General features: G+C 50.7%; 14 protein-coding genes, 2 tRNA genes and 2 pseudogenes. 7 read left to right on the top strand and 11 right to left on the bottom strand.

Annotated elements, in window-relative coordinates:
* The first annotated feature begins 16 nt into the window (after positions 1–16).
* The 6 genes and pseudogenes from JI735_RS20640 (at position 17) to JI735_RS20620 (ending at position 5,076) form a co-directional block, all read left to right on the top strand.
* Entirely contained in the window at positions 17–766 is a 750-nt protein-coding gene (locus JI735_RS20640; protein WP_233475986.1) for an ABC transporter permease, read from the top strand.
* Entirely contained in the window at positions 763–1,587 is an 825-nt protein-coding gene (locus tag JI735_RS20635; protein WP_233475985.1) for an ABC transporter ATP-binding protein, read from the top strand. Before JI735_RS20640 ends, JI735_RS20635 begins: the two co-directional genes overlap by 4 nt.
* Positions 1,548–1,766, top strand: a complete 219-nt coding sequence (locus tag JI735_RS36105; protein WP_233475984.1) for a hypothetical protein — start codon at positions 1,548–1,550, stop codon at positions 1,764–1,766. The genes JI735_RS20635 and JI735_RS36105 overlap by 40 nt, the downstream gene beginning before the upstream one ends.
* Positions 1,767–1,916: 150 nt before the next feature.
* A complete protein-coding gene (locus JI735_RS20630; RefSeq protein ID WP_039834236.1) occupies positions 1,917–2,477 on the top strand; it encodes a hypothetical protein in 561 nt (186 codons plus the stop codon).
* Between the two features lie 56 nt (positions 2,478–2,533).
* Positions 2,534–3,838, top strand: a complete 1,305-nt coding sequence (locus JI735_RS20625; RefSeq protein WP_039834235.1) for a TerD family protein — start codon at positions 2,534–2,536, stop codon at positions 3,836–3,838.
* 587 nt (positions 3,839–4,425) lie between these two features.
* Positions 4,426–5,076, top strand: a pseudogene (locus JI735_RS20620) (transcriptional regulator).
* 972 nt (positions 5,077–6,048) lie between these two features.
* On the opposite strand, the gene ltrA reads toward JI735_RS20620, so the two are convergent.
* The 4 genes from ltrA to nrdR form a co-directional block, all read right to left on the bottom strand.
* The gene (gene ltrA, locus JI735_RS20615; RefSeq protein ID WP_202676244.1) at positions 6,049–7,341 is read right to left on the bottom strand and encodes a group II intron reverse transcriptase/maturase; all 1,293 of its coding nucleotides are present in this window, start codon (positions 7,339–7,341) and stop codon (positions 6,049–6,051) included.
* A 576-nt stretch (positions 7,342–7,917) separates the two neighbouring features.
* Positions 7,918–7,990 (bottom strand) — tRNA-Lys (locus JI735_RS20610).
* A gap of 12 nt (positions 7,991–8,002) precedes the next feature.
* A tRNA-Ala gene (locus tag JI735_RS20605) sits at positions 8,003–8,078 on the bottom strand.
* 545 nt (positions 8,079–8,623) lie between these two features.
* Positions 8,624–9,100 (bottom strand): transcriptional regulator NrdR, encoded by a 477-nt coding sequence (gene nrdR / locus JI735_RS20600; RefSeq protein ID WP_025703498.1) that lies wholly within the window; start codon positions 9,098–9,100, stop codon positions 8,624–8,626.
* A gap of 166 nt (positions 9,101–9,266) precedes the next feature.
* On the opposite strand from nrdR, the gene JI735_RS20595 reads away from it, so the two are divergent.
* Positions 9,267–9,485 (top strand): alpha/beta-type small acid-soluble spore protein, encoded by a 219-nt coding sequence (locus tag JI735_RS20595; RefSeq protein WP_039839840.1) that lies wholly within the window; start codon positions 9,267–9,269, stop codon positions 9,483–9,485.
* A gap of 73 nt (positions 9,486–9,558) precedes the next feature.
* On the opposite strand, the gene JI735_RS20590 is transcribed toward JI735_RS20595, so the two are convergent.
* The 7 genes and pseudogenes from JI735_RS20590 to pstB form a co-directional block, all read right to left on the bottom strand.
* Positions 9,559–10,122, bottom strand: coding sequence for a lytic transglycosylase domain-containing protein (locus tag JI735_RS20590; RefSeq protein ID WP_039839842.1), 564 nt, complete (start codon positions 10,120–10,122; stop codon positions 9,559–9,561).
* Positions 10,119–10,715, bottom strand: a complete 597-nt coding sequence (gene coaE, locus JI735_RS20585; RefSeq protein ID WP_039839845.1) for a dephospho-CoA kinase — start codon at positions 10,713–10,715, stop codon at positions 10,119–10,121. The genes JI735_RS20590 and coaE overlap by 4 nt, the downstream gene beginning before the upstream one ends.
* Before the next feature lie 9 nt (positions 10,716–10,724).
* Positions 10,725–11,480, bottom strand: coding sequence for a manganese efflux pump (locus JI735_RS20580; protein WP_039839846.1), 756 nt, complete (start codon positions 11,478–11,480; stop codon positions 10,725–10,727).
* Positions 11,481–11,671: 191 nt separating this feature from the next.
* Positions 11,672–12,513 (bottom strand): annotated as a pseudogene (gene mutM / locus JI735_RS20575) (DNA-formamidopyrimidine glycosylase).
* 51 nt (positions 12,514–12,564) lie between these two features.
* Complete coding sequence (gene polA / locus JI735_RS20570; protein ID WP_202676376.1) at positions 12,565–15,237, bottom strand: DNA polymerase I; 2,673 nt, start codon at positions 15,235–15,237, stop codon at positions 12,565–12,567.
* Between the two features lie 259 nt (positions 15,238–15,496).
* Positions 15,497–16,156 (bottom strand): phosphate signaling complex protein PhoU, encoded by a 660-nt coding sequence (gene phoU, locus JI735_RS20565; RefSeq protein WP_060860332.1) that lies wholly within the window; start codon positions 16,154–16,156, stop codon positions 15,497–15,499.
* A 67-nt stretch (positions 16,157–16,223) separates the two neighbouring features.
* The gene (gene pstB / locus JI735_RS20560; RefSeq protein ID WP_020427951.1) at positions 16,224–16,979 is read right to left on the bottom strand and encodes a phosphate ABC transporter ATP-binding protein PstB; all 756 of its coding nucleotides are present in this window, start codon (positions 16,977–16,979) and stop codon (positions 16,224–16,226) included.
* Positions 16,980–17,074 lie beyond the last annotated feature (95 nt).

Genomic DNA, 17,074 nt, shown 5'->3' with positions numbered 1-17,074 from the left:
TGTTTATAAGCAGTGTATGTATTCCGCTTTACAGTCGGCTGCTGCCTATCGTATGAATTTCATCGTCAGCAGTCTGATTACGCTGGTCGGCAACATTCTGTTTCCGCTGGTGACCCTGCTGATTTACCGGGCAGGCACCAGTTTTCCCGGTTGGGGCTTGTATGAGGTGTTGTTAATCCAGTCTGTATTCACCATGTCCAGCGGGCTTTCGAGTCTTATTTTCGGTGGTGTTCTATGGACCACAATGTCACATGTCCGAGAGGGAAGCTTCGAGGTTATTCTTCTTAAACCGCTGAATCCGCTGTTTTTTATTATTGCCACTACTTTTTCAATCGATAGTGTGGGACTGTTTCTGGGCGGTGTTTCGCTATTCATATTCGCCGCTATGCATGTAGGCGCTATTCCGGTCTTGTTCTGGCTACAATTTGCCGGGATGTTTATCGCAGGGACCGCGGTCCTGGCAGGATTATCGCTGATGATGGCCGCTATTTCCTTCAAATGGGTAGGCAATTCGAGAATTTCCGAGCTTGCTGACAGTGTGCTTCATATCGGAAAATATCCGCTGCCTATATTTCCGAAGGCTGTGCAGGCTGCGGCCACGATGATCATTCCTGTGGGAATGGTGGGCTTCCTCCCTGCGTCTGCTCTTCTCAGCCGGGTGCATGCCAGCGATTACGCGGCTATTCTACCCTGCTTTTTATTTCTGGCGGCAGGAGTATGGATTTACTGGCACATGATCAGATTGTACGAGGGGGTAGGCGGATGATGCCGGTTATTGATGTACAGCATTTGATCAAAACATATAAAACCTATAAGCGTGGCGCAGGTATGGGGCAGGCCTTGAAGAACTTCTTCCAGCGCGAAGAAGTCGTGGTCCACGCAGTCAACGATATCAGCTTTGCCATTGGGCAGGGGGAGATCTGCGGCATTCTGGGTCCCAATGGTGCAGGGAAATCTACAGCGATCAAAATGCTCTGCGGCGCGCTGTATCCCACAAGCGGGGAAATTCAAGTTCTTGGTTATTCGCCTGCCCGGGACAGAAAGCGCTATGTCAGCAAAATCGGAGCCGTATTCGGTCAGAAATCCCAACTAATCTGGGATATTCCGCCGATCGACAGCTTCCATATGAACAAGGCAATCTACGGAATCGCCAATCCGGATTTCAAAAGACGTCTGGAAGAGCTGACGGAGCTGCTGGATATTGTGCATGTGATCGAAAAGCCGACACGAGTGCTGTCCCTTGGCGAACGCATGAAATGCGAATTCGTCATGGCTATGCTGCACCGGCCGGACATTTTGTTCCTGGATGAGCCGACCATCGGGCTTGATGTGATCGCCAAGGTCAAAATCCGCGAATTCATCCGCCAGATGAATAAAAAGCAGAATATGACGTGTATTCTGACCACCCATGATCTTGAGGACGTCGAGGAGCTTGCTCACCGGGTCATTGTCATTAACCATGGGGACAAGGTGTTTGATGATTCCCTTCAGCAGTTGAAGCTATTTCTGGGGAAAAGAAACGGGTTAGTTTTGCTTTTACGGAGTCCGTGCAGGGCACCGTCTTCGATAATGCCTATACCAAGGTAATCGATAGGCTATCCGATTTTCAGATTACGCTTGAAGTGGACACAGCTTACATTTCAATCAGCGATTTCATCGAAGATATCTCCAGGAAGCACCGCTTTTCCGACATTTCGGTCAAGGAACTGCCGATCCAGCAGGTGGTTATGAATATTTATGAAAATGCGGGTGGGGTATCCGGATAACGATATCAACAAGCAATAGACCGCGCTAGTCCACAGGTGCGGTCTTTTATTTTTGCCATTCACGTTCTTCGGAAAATCCTCTCTCCCAAGATTCCCCATATTCTGCTATGCTAATAGAATCACAAGAAGAAGCAGGAGGCGCAAATTTGAATGGATGCATTTCAATATGAGCTTACTTCAGAGACTACGATTAATCTGAAATATGAGTATGGAGGCGAGTACTTCACGTTCAGCCTGTACCGGGATGACAGTGGGTGGGTTCTTCATCCCTTTGATGGAATCCTGCTGAGGAATCAGGCGATGTGCGCTCTTGTCGCACAAGAGTTGTTCAAGCACAAGCCTTTTCAGGTCATGCTGGCGAAAGAGGGTATTCTCTTTTCCGATATACGTTCCACCGTCAACCTCGAAAATGTTAACACTCCGATTGCCGCACGCAATGAGCGGGAGTATCGCGATAACCCGGCTGATGACCTGATGGAATTTGTTCAGCAGCACTCGGTTGAAGAGGTCATTGATTACGAATGTAGTCTTGTCGGAAGCCGCATCTCCTTTTATAGGGAAATCCTCCAGCGTATGTTCATGGACAATCTGGGTCCCTCCGACCCGGAGTTCCAGAAGGTACAGGATATTGTCCGTATATACGAACATTCCTTGGATATGCTGTCCAGCCTGAACGGCCCGAATCTCGACGCCGGAAGACGCGGCAGATGATAACTTCTTCCAGGTATTAATCCAGGCTCTACTAATCTTTTGAAAGGCTGGTTCTGATGACATTGGATCTAATAAAGGGACAAAAATGCAACTTAACGAAAGACGATCCTCTCCTTACCCGTATTATAGTAGGAATGGGCTGGCACAATACGAGACCTGAGGTTGAGGTTGATTTTTCTGTGTTTTTGCTTACGCCGTCCCAGACGGTCTCTAAAGATGAGGACCTTATTTTTTATGGTAATCCTTCTACTCCGAACCAATCTGTAGCTATACTGCAGCCCGATAGAAGAGCCTACACAGAGTTAACCGACAACACTCAAATCGCTGTCGAGCTCAGTCAAATACCTGCAGACTACGAACGGATTGCATTTGCACTAACGATTTATGAAGGTGAGAAACGGCTGCAAAACTTCTCGCTATTGGATGATGTGTATTTAAGGATCGTCAACGCCGCTGATGGAAAGGAGCTTCTCCGTTACAGGCTGGGTAAAAATTTTTCAATAGAGACCGCCATTGTCGCCGGAGAAATCTATAGATACGATAATGAATGGAAATTCAGCGCTGTGGGTTCCGGGTATGCAGGAGGCTTAGCCGCCCTATGCGAAAGTTATGGGATACAGGTTAATAACATACTGCCGTCAATTCAACCCACCAGCCCAGTAATTCAACCGCAGCACTCCCCCTTTCTTCTCCCAGAGCTGCGGTCACGTCCTAAGGCAGACAATTCGCCCTCCTCTTCACCAGCATCAACTCCAGCCCCTCCTTTAAATCTCAATACCATCTTGCTTAAAAACCGCGGGGAGAGGATCAGTCTCCAGAAAGGGGCGGAATCCCTGGGCGAGATACTGATCAATCTCAACTGGTATCAGAAAAAATCATCGGGCTGGTTCGGAAGTAAAGGTGTCGATCTTGACCTTGGTTGTCTGTTTGAATTAAAAAATGGCATTAAGGGCTCTGTCCAGGCACTCGGTGAATCCTTCGGAAGCTTGAACAGGCCGCCTTACATCTCCCTAGATGGGGATGACCGCACCGGTTCCATAGCCACGGGCGAGAATTTGCGGATCAATGGCCATTATCTATCTGAAATCAGCAGAATTGTTATCTTTGCTTTCATTTATGAGGGAATCACGAACTGGTCGGAGGCTGACGCTCTTGTAACCATCAAGCAGCAGGGCGGACCGGAGATCGAGGTCAGGCTGGATGAGCATAACAATAATAAAGGGATGTGCGCCATCGCCATGATCCGTAATCAGAATGATGAGACCTTCAGCGTGGAGAGACTCGTAGAATATTTTGGCGGGCACCAGGAATTGGATCAGTATTATCACTGGAATCTGAGATGGGAAGCCGGCAGCAAATAGGGATCGCTCGTCTAGTTCTAGTGAATCCTTACAGACCGTGGAGCCTTTATTTCCTGCAAAAACGCTGTTTCGTCTATCTTACGGACTCAGATGCAGTTATTTGCTGATATTCGTGTGAAATATTGTCCGATGGAGAGGGATAAGCGCGGTACGGTCCGTTAGCTCTGCAAAAATGGGTTGATTATCGAAAATAAAGGCTGTGATGTCCGTAAGACAGGCTTAGAAATTCAGGGAAGTAACAGTTTGTTGCGGAAGCTAGGTCTGGCGGTGGCTTTAATGTACATCACAGAATTCTTTAGCTTCCGTTTGACTGAAAATTTGATGGCTGAAAAATACAAAAATTGTTTTCAATATATAATATTGCTTATTTTCAGTAAAATGTCATGATTCTCAAGCCGGAGTGCGGCTAGGGTTTCGGCATGGACAAGAGATATGGTATTGTTAGAGATATAATGAAAAATTAGGTTGTGAAGCACACGCCGCTATTAATGCACTATCCATCCGATTAGATTCCGGGGATATTGTGTTAAGGCGGCTTTTTTGCGGGAAAATCAACGCTCAGTTGAGTGTTCAAGGAGGAGCATGGGATGTCGAGATTTGAGCAGCAGTACAGTGAATGGTTAGCCAGCAATCTGGAAAATGAGGGCAACCACAGGCGAAAAGAGTTACTCGGTAAAGGATTAGGCCACGGAACGGTTGAATTTCTCCGCACGGTGTGGTTCCCGGTAATCGGTAATTTGGATCATCTGTTTCCGGAATGAGAAGTACGTGATTTCAATAATGGTTACCGCTATCTGGATTTGGCTTATATGCCTGGTGGAGTGAAAGGCGGGATTGAGATTCAAGGTTATGGACCACATGCCAGGGATCTGGACGTCAGGAGATTCAAGGATTTATGCCGCCGCCACTGCTTACTGGCTCTGGATGGTTGGACCTTTCTCCCCATCGCTTATCCTTCAATTGTGGAAGAGCCTAAGCAATGCCAGCAGATGGTACTGTCTTTTATAGGAAAATTTATAGCAACAGATGTTCCTTCCACATTAACTTGGCTCGAGGCTGAGTCACTGCGTTTCGCAAGACGTCTGCTCAGGGCGTTCACACCTTTGGAGCTCGCGTATCATCTCAAAATCACAGATAGACACGCCAGACGAATCCTACATGAATTGGTCCAACTGCAGTTATTGGATGTAGCAAGCGGTGGACAACAGCGCAATCGTACTTATCAGTTGAGAGTGTAACTAGGTAACGGCGGGTCGGTGGGTTCTTGGGTTATTGGGTCCGTGGGTTCGGGGGTTCGGGGGTTCGGGGGTTCGGGGGTTCGGGGGTTCGGGGGTTCGGGGTTCGGGGGTTCGGGGGTTCGGGGGTTTGTGGGTTCGCGATTCGTGGGTTCGCGATTCGTGGGTTCGCGATTCGTGGGTTCGTGGGCGGGTGGGTTCGGGGGTTCGCGGGTCGGTGGGTTCGCGGGTCCGTAGGTTCGCGGTTCGCCGGTTCATGGGTGGGTCGGCGGGTGACTGATCAGAAGTTGAGGTTGGGGTGGAGTTATTCTTGGAGCCATCATAAAGCTCATGGAGCCGAGTGAATCCTTACGGACCGAGGTGCCCTTATTCCCACCAAAAACGCTGTTCCGTCTATCTTACGGACTCAGATGCAGTTATTTGCTGATATCCGTGTGAAATATTGTTCGATGGAGAGGGATAAGCGCGGTACGGTCCGTTAGCCTCGCTAAATGTGATCATAAACGAAAATAAAGGCTATGGGGTCCGTAACAGTCGGGACTCTGGAAAATAGAAAGTTGGAATCGTCGGTTTGTCCAAAAGGTTGGGGTTGGGGTTGGGGTTGGGGTTGGGGTTGGGGTTGGGGTTGGGGTTGGGGTTGGGGTTGGGGTTGGGGTTGGGGTTGGGGTTGGGGTTGGGGTTGGGGTTGGGGTTGGGGTTGGGGTTGGGGTTGGGGTTGGGGTTGGGGTTGGGGTTACATTTGGCGGTTCAGTTGCCATTGACGAGCTTTTGTATTGTGCGATAGCAGTGCAGTCAACGATTGGAGTTGACGGTTGCAGAGCAGAAGTCTCCCGCTTCACCACTCCATTCTCTGCCTAAACCCCTCACTCTCACTAGAGTAAAGGGCTGGATTTAAACCAGCCCCTCCTCATCAAACCGTACGTGAGGTTTTCCCTCATACGGCTTTCCGATGTTTGTCATTCATGGGCATGCAGATCACAATAGCGTTTTCAGTCCATACATGTTGGCAATATACTTAACCTCAGATAATGAACTCATCCATCTTCTACGTTGTCTCTTCTTCGCATACCACCGGGTTAATCTCTGCAAAATATACCAATCCAGCTTAGTTAACCTCTTTTGGCTATAGTTCGTGTAGTAGTAATTTCTCCATCCTTGAATTTTTGGATTGAGCCATTCCACCTGTTCCGCGAACGATCTTGAGCGCATGCTCGGCGGTGCTAATCTGTTTTTGACCACGCCTCGGATCCGTTCCTCTGCCTTCTTCGTTAGCCACTGTTGCGTGGTATAATATACCTTCCCTTGAGAAGTTTCTGCTTTCGTTTTTCGGTGGTGCATTCCTAAAAAGTCGAACCCTTCGTCTCCTGTCCACAAGCCTACAATTCGGGTTTTCGTCGGGTGTAGGGTGAGTTCCAGACGTTCCATGATTCTGCGTATGAGTTCATACGCATGTTCGGCGTCCTTTTTGGTTTTGCAGACCACTACAAAGTCGTCTGCATACCTTGTCAGCTCTCCCAATCCACTTCCGTGTTTCTCCCACAATCGGTCAAAGTAGTGCAGGTAGATATTCGCCAGCAGCGGTGAAATGACGCCACCTTGCGGAGTGCCTAAATCAGATCGCTTTACGTTTCCTTCTTCCATGACTCCCGCCTGTAGCCACTTCCGTATTAATTTCAGGATCCGCCTGTCATTGATACGCATCTGTATCAATTTCATGAGCTTCTCTTGATTAATATTGTCGAAGTAACCTTGGATATCGACGTCGACTACCCAATTCCCTTTGCGGTTGCAGGCTTTCCGAATTCGTTCCAACGCTCCTTTCGCACTTCGTTTCGGACGAAATCCGTAAGAGACTTCTTCGAAGTCTGCTTCGAAGATGGGTTCAATTACCAGCTTAGTTGCCATCTGTATGACTCGGTCGCGAACAGTGGGTATGCCCAGCGGTCTTAGCTTCCCGTCTTTCTTTGGGATAAAGTGCCGCCGTACGGGCTGGGGATAGTAGTTGCCTTCTTTCAATTCTCTCTCGCAAGCCTTGAGGAAGCTTGTTTCTCCTTGTTCCTCAATATCTGCGAGCGTCACGGCATCTACTCCTGCAGCCCCCTTATTCGCCTTCACCCGTTTCCAGGCTTCGCACAGCACGTCCCAGCGGTGGATTTTGTCGTACAGGGCATGGAATTTACGCTTGCTGTTCTCCTTGGCCGCATGACCTAGCTTTTCTTGGAGTTCTTGAACTTTTTCCTTTGGTGTCGTTAGCCCTTTGGCATTCACTCACTCGTACCTCCTCCAAAAGCATAAACAAAGCAGGGCTCCTTCCCTCCCTAAGGTTATGTTGTCCTTAGGTTCTTCGGTACTATGAGCCCCTCGGACTCCCTTCCCACAGACGGTTCACTTCGTCTTCTGGACTTATAGAGCGTCTCTTTACGGGTTCCTACAAAAAAAAATTCTCCCGTGTGGGGGAGGGTCTCCCCAGTTCACTGCACTATCTTTCAATCCATGCCGTTCCCATTACGCCGGAGGGTTCTTCACTGCTGTTCCAAGTTCTGCACAGTTTCCTTGGCCTTCGTCCATAGTTGCGGGACTCGGCTCCCTCTGTTCCCCTTCGCAGGGCCTTTTTGACGACGCGGCAGGATTCACTTGATGTTGCGGCCTGGATTGTTGCTCGCCCAGTCTCTGACTGATACTTTTGTCGATGCGCTTTTACACACAGATTTCGCCATATGCAAGCATCCTAGCTACAAAGGTGGCTTGGTCCCTCCCTTGGTTGGACTTTCACCAACTAGATAATGCGTACTTCTGGGCACGCCAAATAGCAAAAAAACGGCATCTCTGCCGTTTCTTCTGTGATGGACTCTCAGGGACTCGAACCCTGGACCAATTGATTAAGAGTCAACTGCTCTACCAACTGAGCTAAGAGTCCATATGATGTTATTGGTGGAGCCAAGGGGGATCGAACCCCTGACCTCATCGCTGCCAGCGATGCGCTCTCCCAGCTGAGCTATGGCCCCATGACCCGTTTTAGAACTACAATATGTATTCTAAAAACTGACTTAAGGTGGAACATTCATACCGCTTAGTTGTTCATTTGTTTCGTAGGCGACTTCTATATAATATAAAATATCGGGAGCTGTGTCAACACTTTTTTAAAAAATGTTTTTGAGGTCCATGACTGAAGTGGAAAAAGTACAACTAATCGAGCTCATTTGCCTTATGGATTAGCCTATGTGGGAAAAAGTACCACTAATTAGGATAAAAGCGGCCGTTTCGGATGAATATGCATGAATTAAGTGTACAAAATCCAACTAAACTCCGCAAACGCAACAAATTGGACAAATTAGTTATACTATTTCCACCTAGCTTTGCACTACTCACCTCTTCTCACGACGCTTTGACACTGGGAATAAGCCGCACATTATAACGGCGGCTTATTCTTTTATAAGGAAGCATTAGCAGCCTGTTTTCCTCCGGAGAGGCATGTCCGCTGGATGATCCCCCATAGTAACCCGTAGACCGCTTGCAGGAATCCCCACTTGTAGTAGGTGTCACGCCCCTACTACAATCCCTCCAGCTCCCCTGTGCCTTTGGACAGCAGGCCCTTCAGTTCCTTCATGAACATGTTAATGTCCTTGAACTGGCGGTAGACGGAGGCGAAGCGGACGTAAGCGACCTCATCCACAGGGTACAGCTGTTCCATAACCAGCTCGCCGATCTGGCGGCTCTCCACTTCGGCTAAAGCGATGCCGCGCAAAGATTTCTCGACCTCGGAGACGATGACTTCCAGGCGTTCGACGGAGACGGGACGTTTCTCGCAGGCGCGGATGAGGCCGCGCAGAATTTTGTCGCGGCTGAATTCCTCGCGGCTGCCGCCTTTTTTGATCACGATCAGCGGCGTTTCTTCGATCATCTCAAAGGTTGTAAACCTCCGGCTGCAGGATTCGCATTCCCGCCTGCGGCGGATTGACTTATTCTCGTTGGCCGGACGCGAGTCAAGCACTTTGGTATTGGTGTGATCACAGTAAGGGCATTTCATAAGCTTAATCACTTCCTTTTGCAATATAGGTACCATCCCGGCCCGGCAGGTAACCGGCGCCTGAAGAGGTTCATTCTATTTTCCATAAATCACCGTTTTTTTGTTGTTATGAAGATGGCAAGTCCAGCACATAATACTGTTACCAACCGATAGGAGGTGAACAGCAATGAGCCAAAACAACAGCTCCAATAACCTTGTAGCTCCGAACGCACGCGGAGCCTTGGAACAACTGAAATTTGAAGTTGCCCAAGAACTCGGTATTACCCTCTCCCCAGACGGATACCAAGGCAATAAAACTTCTTACGAAAACGGTTCGATCGGTGGTTTCATCACCAAACGTCTTGTAACTCTGGCTGAACAATCACTGGCAGGTCAGTTCAGATAACCTGTCCCCATAAGCTTGCCTAGGAAGTATTGAACGGTCTTTTGGCCGTTTGATACTTCTTTTTACATTCAAGTTAAAACTCATTATAGATTTCCGTATACTGGTCGTAATAATAAATCACACGCTGCACATAGTGACGAGTCTCGCCAAACGGGATATTCTTCACCGCAGCCTCAGTGCCGTCCCAGTCACCTTCATCCAGCCAGTGCTGCACCTTGCCCGGGCCCGCGTTGTAAGCAGCTATAACTGCTATGCGGTTGCCCTCAAACTTCCGGGACAGGGAAGACAGATACCAGGTACCCAGCTCAATATTGGCCGAAGGCTCTTCTTTTAGCCGCTCCAGGGAGACATCCGGCAGCTTGGCCTTTTCAAGCGCCCATTTGGCTGTATCCGGCATCAGCTGCATCAGGCCGATTGCTCCCTTTTTGGACTCACGGCCGGTTTTGAAGTTCGTCTCTACCCGGATGATCGCCGCAACAAGGAACGGGTCAATCTCATAGGTGTTGCTGTGTGTGCGGATTTCATTTTTATAGTAAATGGGATAAAACCAGGACATCCAGTTCGTACTTAAAAATAAAATGGCTGTAAAGCCTATAAACAGCAGGAGCAGCACCCGTTTTTTACGCAGCCATTTCATAACAGACCCAGCCTGTCCCACAGCACATCAACCTGCTGCTTCGCATAAGCCAGATCACGGCTGTTGTCAATGACATAGTTGGCCCTGCTGCGCTTCAGTTCAATATCCATCTGGGCCTGCAGTCTGCCTTCAGCCTGCTGGAGCGTCAGGCCGCTACGTTCCATCAGGCGGGCCAGCTGCAGCTCACGGGGAACATAAACTACGGTGATCTCCTCAAACAGATTGTCCAGTTCGGACTCATACAGCAGTGGAATATCTACAAGGGTCAAACGCTGCGGGTCTTCCTGCTCCAAGGCATACATACGGTTCTTGATTTCCCGGCGAATCGCCGGATGCGTCAGATCATTCAGCTTCTGCCGGGCTTCAGAATTATTAAAAACGATCTCACCAAGCCTGGCCCGGTTCAGTGTGCCATCCGGCAGCAGGATGTCTTCCCCGAACTGCTGTACGGCAGCGGCCAGCACCGGGTGACCGGGGAGCATTACTTCTCTGGCAATGACATCCGCATCCACCAGCCGCGCTCCCTTATCCACAAACATTGCGGATACGGTGCTTTTTCCGGAGGCAATGCCTCCGGTTAAGCCCATAATCATGTACTCACCTCATAATAGCTTCATTATTCCCATTGCAATTAATAATAACGCAGGCAGTGCAGCGGCATGTTTCATCCAGTAGCTTCCTGACAGCTTCAATCCCGTCTTCATTCCCAGCAGCAAAAAGGTGCCGCTGAAAAGGGCAATCATCAGCGATGTAGACACCGGACCGAACCCGAGCAGGGCTGCTCCAAGTCCCGCCCCGAACGCATCCAGCGACAGTGCAATCCCAAGCACCATCGCCTCCGTCGGGGAGATGCTGCCGGAGGCGTCCATATCGGCGGAAGACGGGGTACGGAGAATCTGGATGACTACGCCCAGATGCCGCAGTTCCAGCGAGAATACCGCTGATTTTGGAGATTCCTCCTCTTCCGCCTGGGGAATTTCAGCCGCCGCAGCACTCCCTGCAAAAGCAGCAGCAGTCTCCAGCCGGGCATCGTGGTCAGCATGCCCGTGCTGATCTCCGGGGCTTTCACCGTCATGGTCTTTCTCCTTCTGCGTAAGCATCTGGAATAAGGACCAGCAGCCCATCAAGACGAGAATAACCGCTCCAATACTGGAAGCGGCATGCGGAGAAACCACCCTGGCCAGCAGCACACCGACCTGCATAGAGACATAAATAACGATCCCCGAGCACAGCGAGATAATCAGGATCGAGAGCAGCGGAATTTTCATTTTTCGCAGCCCATATGTAATACCAACACCAAAACCGTCCAAACTCAGGGCAAACGCCAGCAGCAGCAGTGAAAAAAATGGGCTGAGCACCCGCAATCCCTCCCGTGAAGAACCGGCAGCCCTCCTGGATGGCTCCAGGGCAGGGCTCCGTTCGCTCTAATCAGCATTCTTCACACAGTATATGGGCGGGACGGGCAGTGAGTGCCTGACTTTTATAGCTGCATGGACAACTTTAACGTAATTTCGACAGTCCGGCAGTGCCAAATCTTACGATGCAACGCTTACTTGCTGATCCCGGCTTGCGGCTGGCAGCTTGGACAATAATGCGTGCCTCTGCCTCCCACTACGGTCTTCTCGATCAGTGTTCCACAGCTCGCACAAGGCTGGTCCTTGCGTCCGTATATAAGCAGCTGATGCTGGTAGCTTCCGCTCTCTCCCTGACCGTTGACATACGATTTTACGGAGGAGCCTCCTGCATTTACAGCCTCTGTCAAGGTAGCGACAATTGCATGATGCAAGAGATCCAGCTGACTGCTTGTAAGCGCTTTGGCACCTGTCTCCGGATGAATGCGGGCGCGGTGCAGCGCTTCATCTACATAAATATTGCCGATGCCGACGACATATTCCTGATTGAGCAAAAGCGGTTTGATTTTGGTGCTTTTTCCCGAGACAATTTCCTTGAACCGTTCCGGTGTAAAAGAAGGTGCCAGCGGCTCCTCCCCAGCTTCTTCAGCGGCGGCAGCAGCAGGTCCTCCCCCGGCTGGAACAGATGCATGGTGCCGAACTGGCGCACATCCGTGTACCGCAGCTCCGTGCCGTCGGTAAAATGAAAGATGACATGGGTATGCTTGTCCAGGGGCTCCTCTCCCCGATAAAGTCCGTAACGGCCCTCCATCCGCAGATGGAACACCATCACCAGGCCATCCAGCACAAACCGTAAAAACTTTCCTCTTCGTTCCACTTGTACTACTGTATGGCCTGCCAGCATGCTGGCAAAAGCCTGAATATCATCCGGGCGCTGAATGATCCGCGGCAGCCGGACGGTGACGTTCTGTATCTGCTTGCCTGTAATTAAGGCATTAAGTGTTCTTTTGACAGTTTCTACTTCCGGTAATTCCGGCACTATGTCTCACCTCTTCTCCATTATACCGGATATCCTCCCCTTGCGGGGAGCCTATTTCGCTTCATACCAGTTACTGCCATAACTTACCTCCGCCTTAAGCGGCACAGAGAGCTTCAAAGCGCCTGCCATCACCTCAGGCAGCAGCGTTTTCATCAGCTCCAGCTCATCTTCCGGCACCTCAAATACCAGCTCATCGTGCACCTGCAGCAGCATCCGGCTTCTCAGTCCGCGTTCATGCAGCGCCTTGTCCATATGGACCATAGCCAGCTTAATAATATCCGCTGCCGTTCCCTGGATCGGGGTATTCATGGCTGTACGCTCGGCAAAAGAGCGCAAATTAAAGTTCTTCGCATTGATCTCCGGCAAATACCGGCGGCGTTCCAGCAGTGTAGTGACATAGCCCTGCTTGCGTGCCTCCACCACAATCTCATCCATGTAGCGGCGCACTCCCTTGAACACTTCGAAATACTGCTCAATGAACTGCGAAGCTTCCTTGCGCGAAATATTCAGATTCTGCGACAGCCCGTAATCACTGATGCCGTACACAATCCCGAAGTTGACCGCTTTGGCAGAACGGCGCATGTTGCTGTCCACCTGATCGGCGCTGACCCCGAATACATCCATCGCTGTCTTGGTGTGAATATCCATATCTTCCACAAAAGCTTCCTTCATCCGCTCGTCGCCGGAAATATGCGCAAGTACGCGCAGTTCGATCTGCGAATAATCCGCCGCCAGAATCGACCAGCCGGGCTCGGAGGGTACAAAAATTTTGCGGATTTTGCGGCCTTCCTCCAGCCGGATCGGAATATTCTGCAAATTCGGAAACTGGCTGCTGAGACGTCCGGTTGCCGCAATGGTCTGGCGGTAGAACGTATGCACCTTCCCGGTATCCGGGGAAATTTCTTTGAGCAGGCCTTCCACGTAGGTCGACTGAAGCTTGGCAATGGTACGGTATTGCAGAATCAATCTGACCGCATCATGGTAAGGAGCCAGCTTCTCCAGCACCTCGGCATCTGTGGAATAACCTGTTTTGGTCTTCTTGACCACTGGAAGGCCCAGCTTCACGAACAGGATTTCCCCCAGCTGCTTCGGAGAGTTCAGGTTGAACTCGGTGCCGCAAATCGTATAAATATCCGCTGCGAGCTTGGAAATCTGCGCTTCAAATTCTTTGCCGAGGTCGATCAAATCCTCTTTATTCACGGCAATTCCCTGCTTCTCCATATCGGCCAGTATGCGCGACAGCGGCATTTCCAGATCAACGAACAGGCCGGTCATATCCGTGTCTGTCAATTCCTGCTGCTGCTTCTGTACGATGCCAAGCACGGCGGCGCTTTTGCGGGCGATATGATTGCCCAGAATTTCAAGCTCAGGTATTTTATATTTGGCACCTTTGCCGAACACCTCTTCATCCGGAGACAAGCGGGGCAGGCCATATTTGGCTGTAAGGTCGTACAGATTCTGGTTGGCTTCCGTCGGGTCCAGCAGGTAAGCAGCCAACTGAACATCATTAGCCGCTCCGGCAAAAGCAATCCCCTGCCAGTGCAGCGCCAGATCTGCACGGTGCAGATCGTACCCGCTCTTCGGCGCCTTCTCATCTCCCAGCCAATCCCGCAGCTTCGCTGCTGCAGGACTCTTAAGCAGCTCAAACGGCACAAAGTAGTGCCGCTCCGGGGAGGACAGGCCTATGCCGATCACTTCGGCACGGTGCGGATTCTCGCCGTTAGACTCGACATGCAGCGCAGAAATGCCCGGCAAAGCGGCAATCAGGTCCGGCAGCTCTGCTTCGTGGACAATGGTGATGTCCAGCACAGCAGCCTCTACGGCTTCGGCGCCCTCTTCGCTGTTCCCGCCAGCAGGAGCATACGCGCTCAGCGACAGGCGTTCCAGCAGGGATTTGAATTCCAGCTTGGCCAGCGCCGGGCCGGCCGTATCGCTGCGGATTCCGGTGAAGACCATATCCTCCCAGGCGTGTTCCAGCGGGACCTCACGGTATATCGTTGCCAGCTTCTTGCTCATGATGGCACTGTCGGCATGCTCCTCCAGCTTCTCCTTCATCTTGCCCTTCAGTTCGTCCGTTCCGGCCAATACGCCCTCCACCGACCCGAACTGCTGCAGCAGCTTCAGCGCTGTTTTCTCACCAACGCCCGGCACTCCGGGGATATTGTCGCTGGCATCGCCCATCAGACCTTTCAGGTCAATGATCTGCTGCGGTGTCAGATCATACTTCTCGCGGATCTGCCGGGGCCCGTACATTTCGACTTCGGTAACCCCTTTGCGGACCAAAGCCACCGTTGTATGCTCTGAAGCCAGCTGCAGCATATCCTTGTCCCCGGACACGATCATGACCTGCCGTCCGGCTTCGTCCGCCTCGCGGGAGATGCTGCCGATGATATCGTCGGCTTCGTAGCCGTCAATCTCAAACTGCGGCACACCCAGATTCCGCAGCAGGTCCTTCAGCATCGGGAATTGCTCGGAGAGCTCAGGCGGTGTCTTTTGGCGGCCGCCTTTATAATCTTCATAACCTTCATGCCGGAACGTAATCTTCCCCGCATCAAACGCAACAATCATATGGGTCGGCTTATGCTCTTCAATTAAACGCAGCAGCATAGTCGTAAATCCATACACTGCGTTCGTCTGCTGCCCTGCGGTATTCGTCAGCGGCGGCATTGCAAAAAATGCGCGGTAAATAATGTTATTGCCATCTATAAGAATCAACTTGTCCACTTTAGCACCTCGCCTTTACATTGCATACTCCTTACATTTTAACATATGCCCCGCTCAAGCAAAAACGTCTAAGCCGTAATTGCCCGGCATTTTGTTTGATTGCAGGATATCCATCCGCTTCCCGCTTTAAAACCGGTAACAGTATTTTGCCACAAAAAAACAAGCTTCCATTAAAGAAAGCTTGCCTTCTGCATTGAACAAAGCAATATCCAACCCGTTCTGACTGCACAATTCCGAGGAAACCGGGCTAAAGCGCCTGCTATTGATTCAGATCAGGACGTTTGCCGGTTACCAGATAGACTACACTCTCACCAATGTTGGTGGCATGATCGGCTATCCGCTCGATATAACGGCCGACCAGCGTCAGCAGCATGGCCTGATTCAGGGACTCCGGTTTTTCAACCATAAACGCATACAGCTCATTGATCATGCCGCTATACAAATGATCGACCTGGTCGTCGTCCTGAGCCATTTTGTAGGCCAGATCGGTATTCTCGTCCAGATAGGACTGGATCGCTTCCGTTATCATTCCGGTTACCACTTCTGCCATCCGCGGAATATCCACAAGCGGTTTAATGAGCTGCTGACCCTGGACGCGCATAGTGACCTTCGCCACATCAAGCGCCAGATCACCCATACGCTCCAGATCGCTGGATATTTTGAAGGCAACAATGATGCGGCGCAGATCCTTCGCTACCGGCTGCTGGGTGATAATAAGCCGCGAGCCGATTTCCATGATTCTGTCTTCCATGGCATTCAGCCGCAAATCCGCTTTCACAATCTCCTGTGCACGGGCAGTATCCAGGGTCTGCAGAGCCAGTATTGCGCCTTCCAGCGCATCTGTAACATGCTCGCCCATCTGCTGCAGCAGGCTGCGCAGCTCTTCCAAATCTTTATCGAATTCTTTTCTGCGAATCATGATAAAAGCGTTCCTCCTCAAAAACATATGGTCAGCTTGTTATTCCCAGGAGCATACTGCTCCCCGATCAACCGAAGCGTCCTGATATATAGTCCTCGGTGCGGGAGTCCTTGGGATTCGAGAACAGCATCTCGGTATCCGCAGCCTCCACGATCACACCGTTCAGGAAAAATACTGTGCGGCCCGATACCCGTGCGGCCTGATGCATATTATGTGTGACCATAACAATCGTATACTTGTCCCGTAATTCCTGCACCAATTCCTCGATTTTGAGTGTGGAAACCGGGTCTAGCGCAGAAGTCGCTTCATCCATCAGCAGAATATCCGGCTGAACCGCAAGCGCACGGGCAATACAAAGTCGCTGCTGCTGGCCGCCTGACAGGCTGAGTGCGGATTTCTTCAGAAAATCCTTGACTTCCTCCCACAGGGCGGATTGGCGCAGGCTTTGTTCAACCAGCACATCCAGCTCAGCTTTGCCGCGGATTCCGTGCAGGCGGGGCCCGTAAGCCACATTGTCATAGATCGATTTGGGGAATGGATTCGGCTGCTGAAACACCATGCCCACTTGCTTGCGCAAGCTTTCCACTTCTACCTCATCGCTGTAAATATTTTTGCCGCCAATGTTGACCTTGCCTTCAATCCGTGTACCCGGGATCATGTCGTTCATCCGGTTAAGTGTGCGCAGCAAAGTGGACTTTCCGCAGCCGGAGGGCCCGATAAAAGCAGTCACCTGTTTCTCCGGCACTTGCAGGTCTACGCTTTTCAGCGCGTGAAATGATTCATAGTAGAGATCTAGCTTCTCTATGTCAATGATGGATTTCATTAGTTTTTGCGTCTCCTTCTCATCATCTTCGTACCCCATGATAAGCTTTCAGTGTAAATGCAGTTGAAGAGAATTGTTAACGCTGTGTAAAATCA

Origin of the sequence: Paenibacillus sonchi (assembly GCF_016772475.1) — a bacterium.
In the GTDB taxonomy this organism is placed as follows: Bacteria; Bacillota; Bacilli; order Paenibacillales; family Paenibacillaceae; genus Paenibacillus_AQ; species Paenibacillus_AQ sonchi.
The sequence above is the reverse complement of the archived record's forward strand: the minus strand, read 5'-3'. Positions and strand labels throughout refer to the sequence as shown.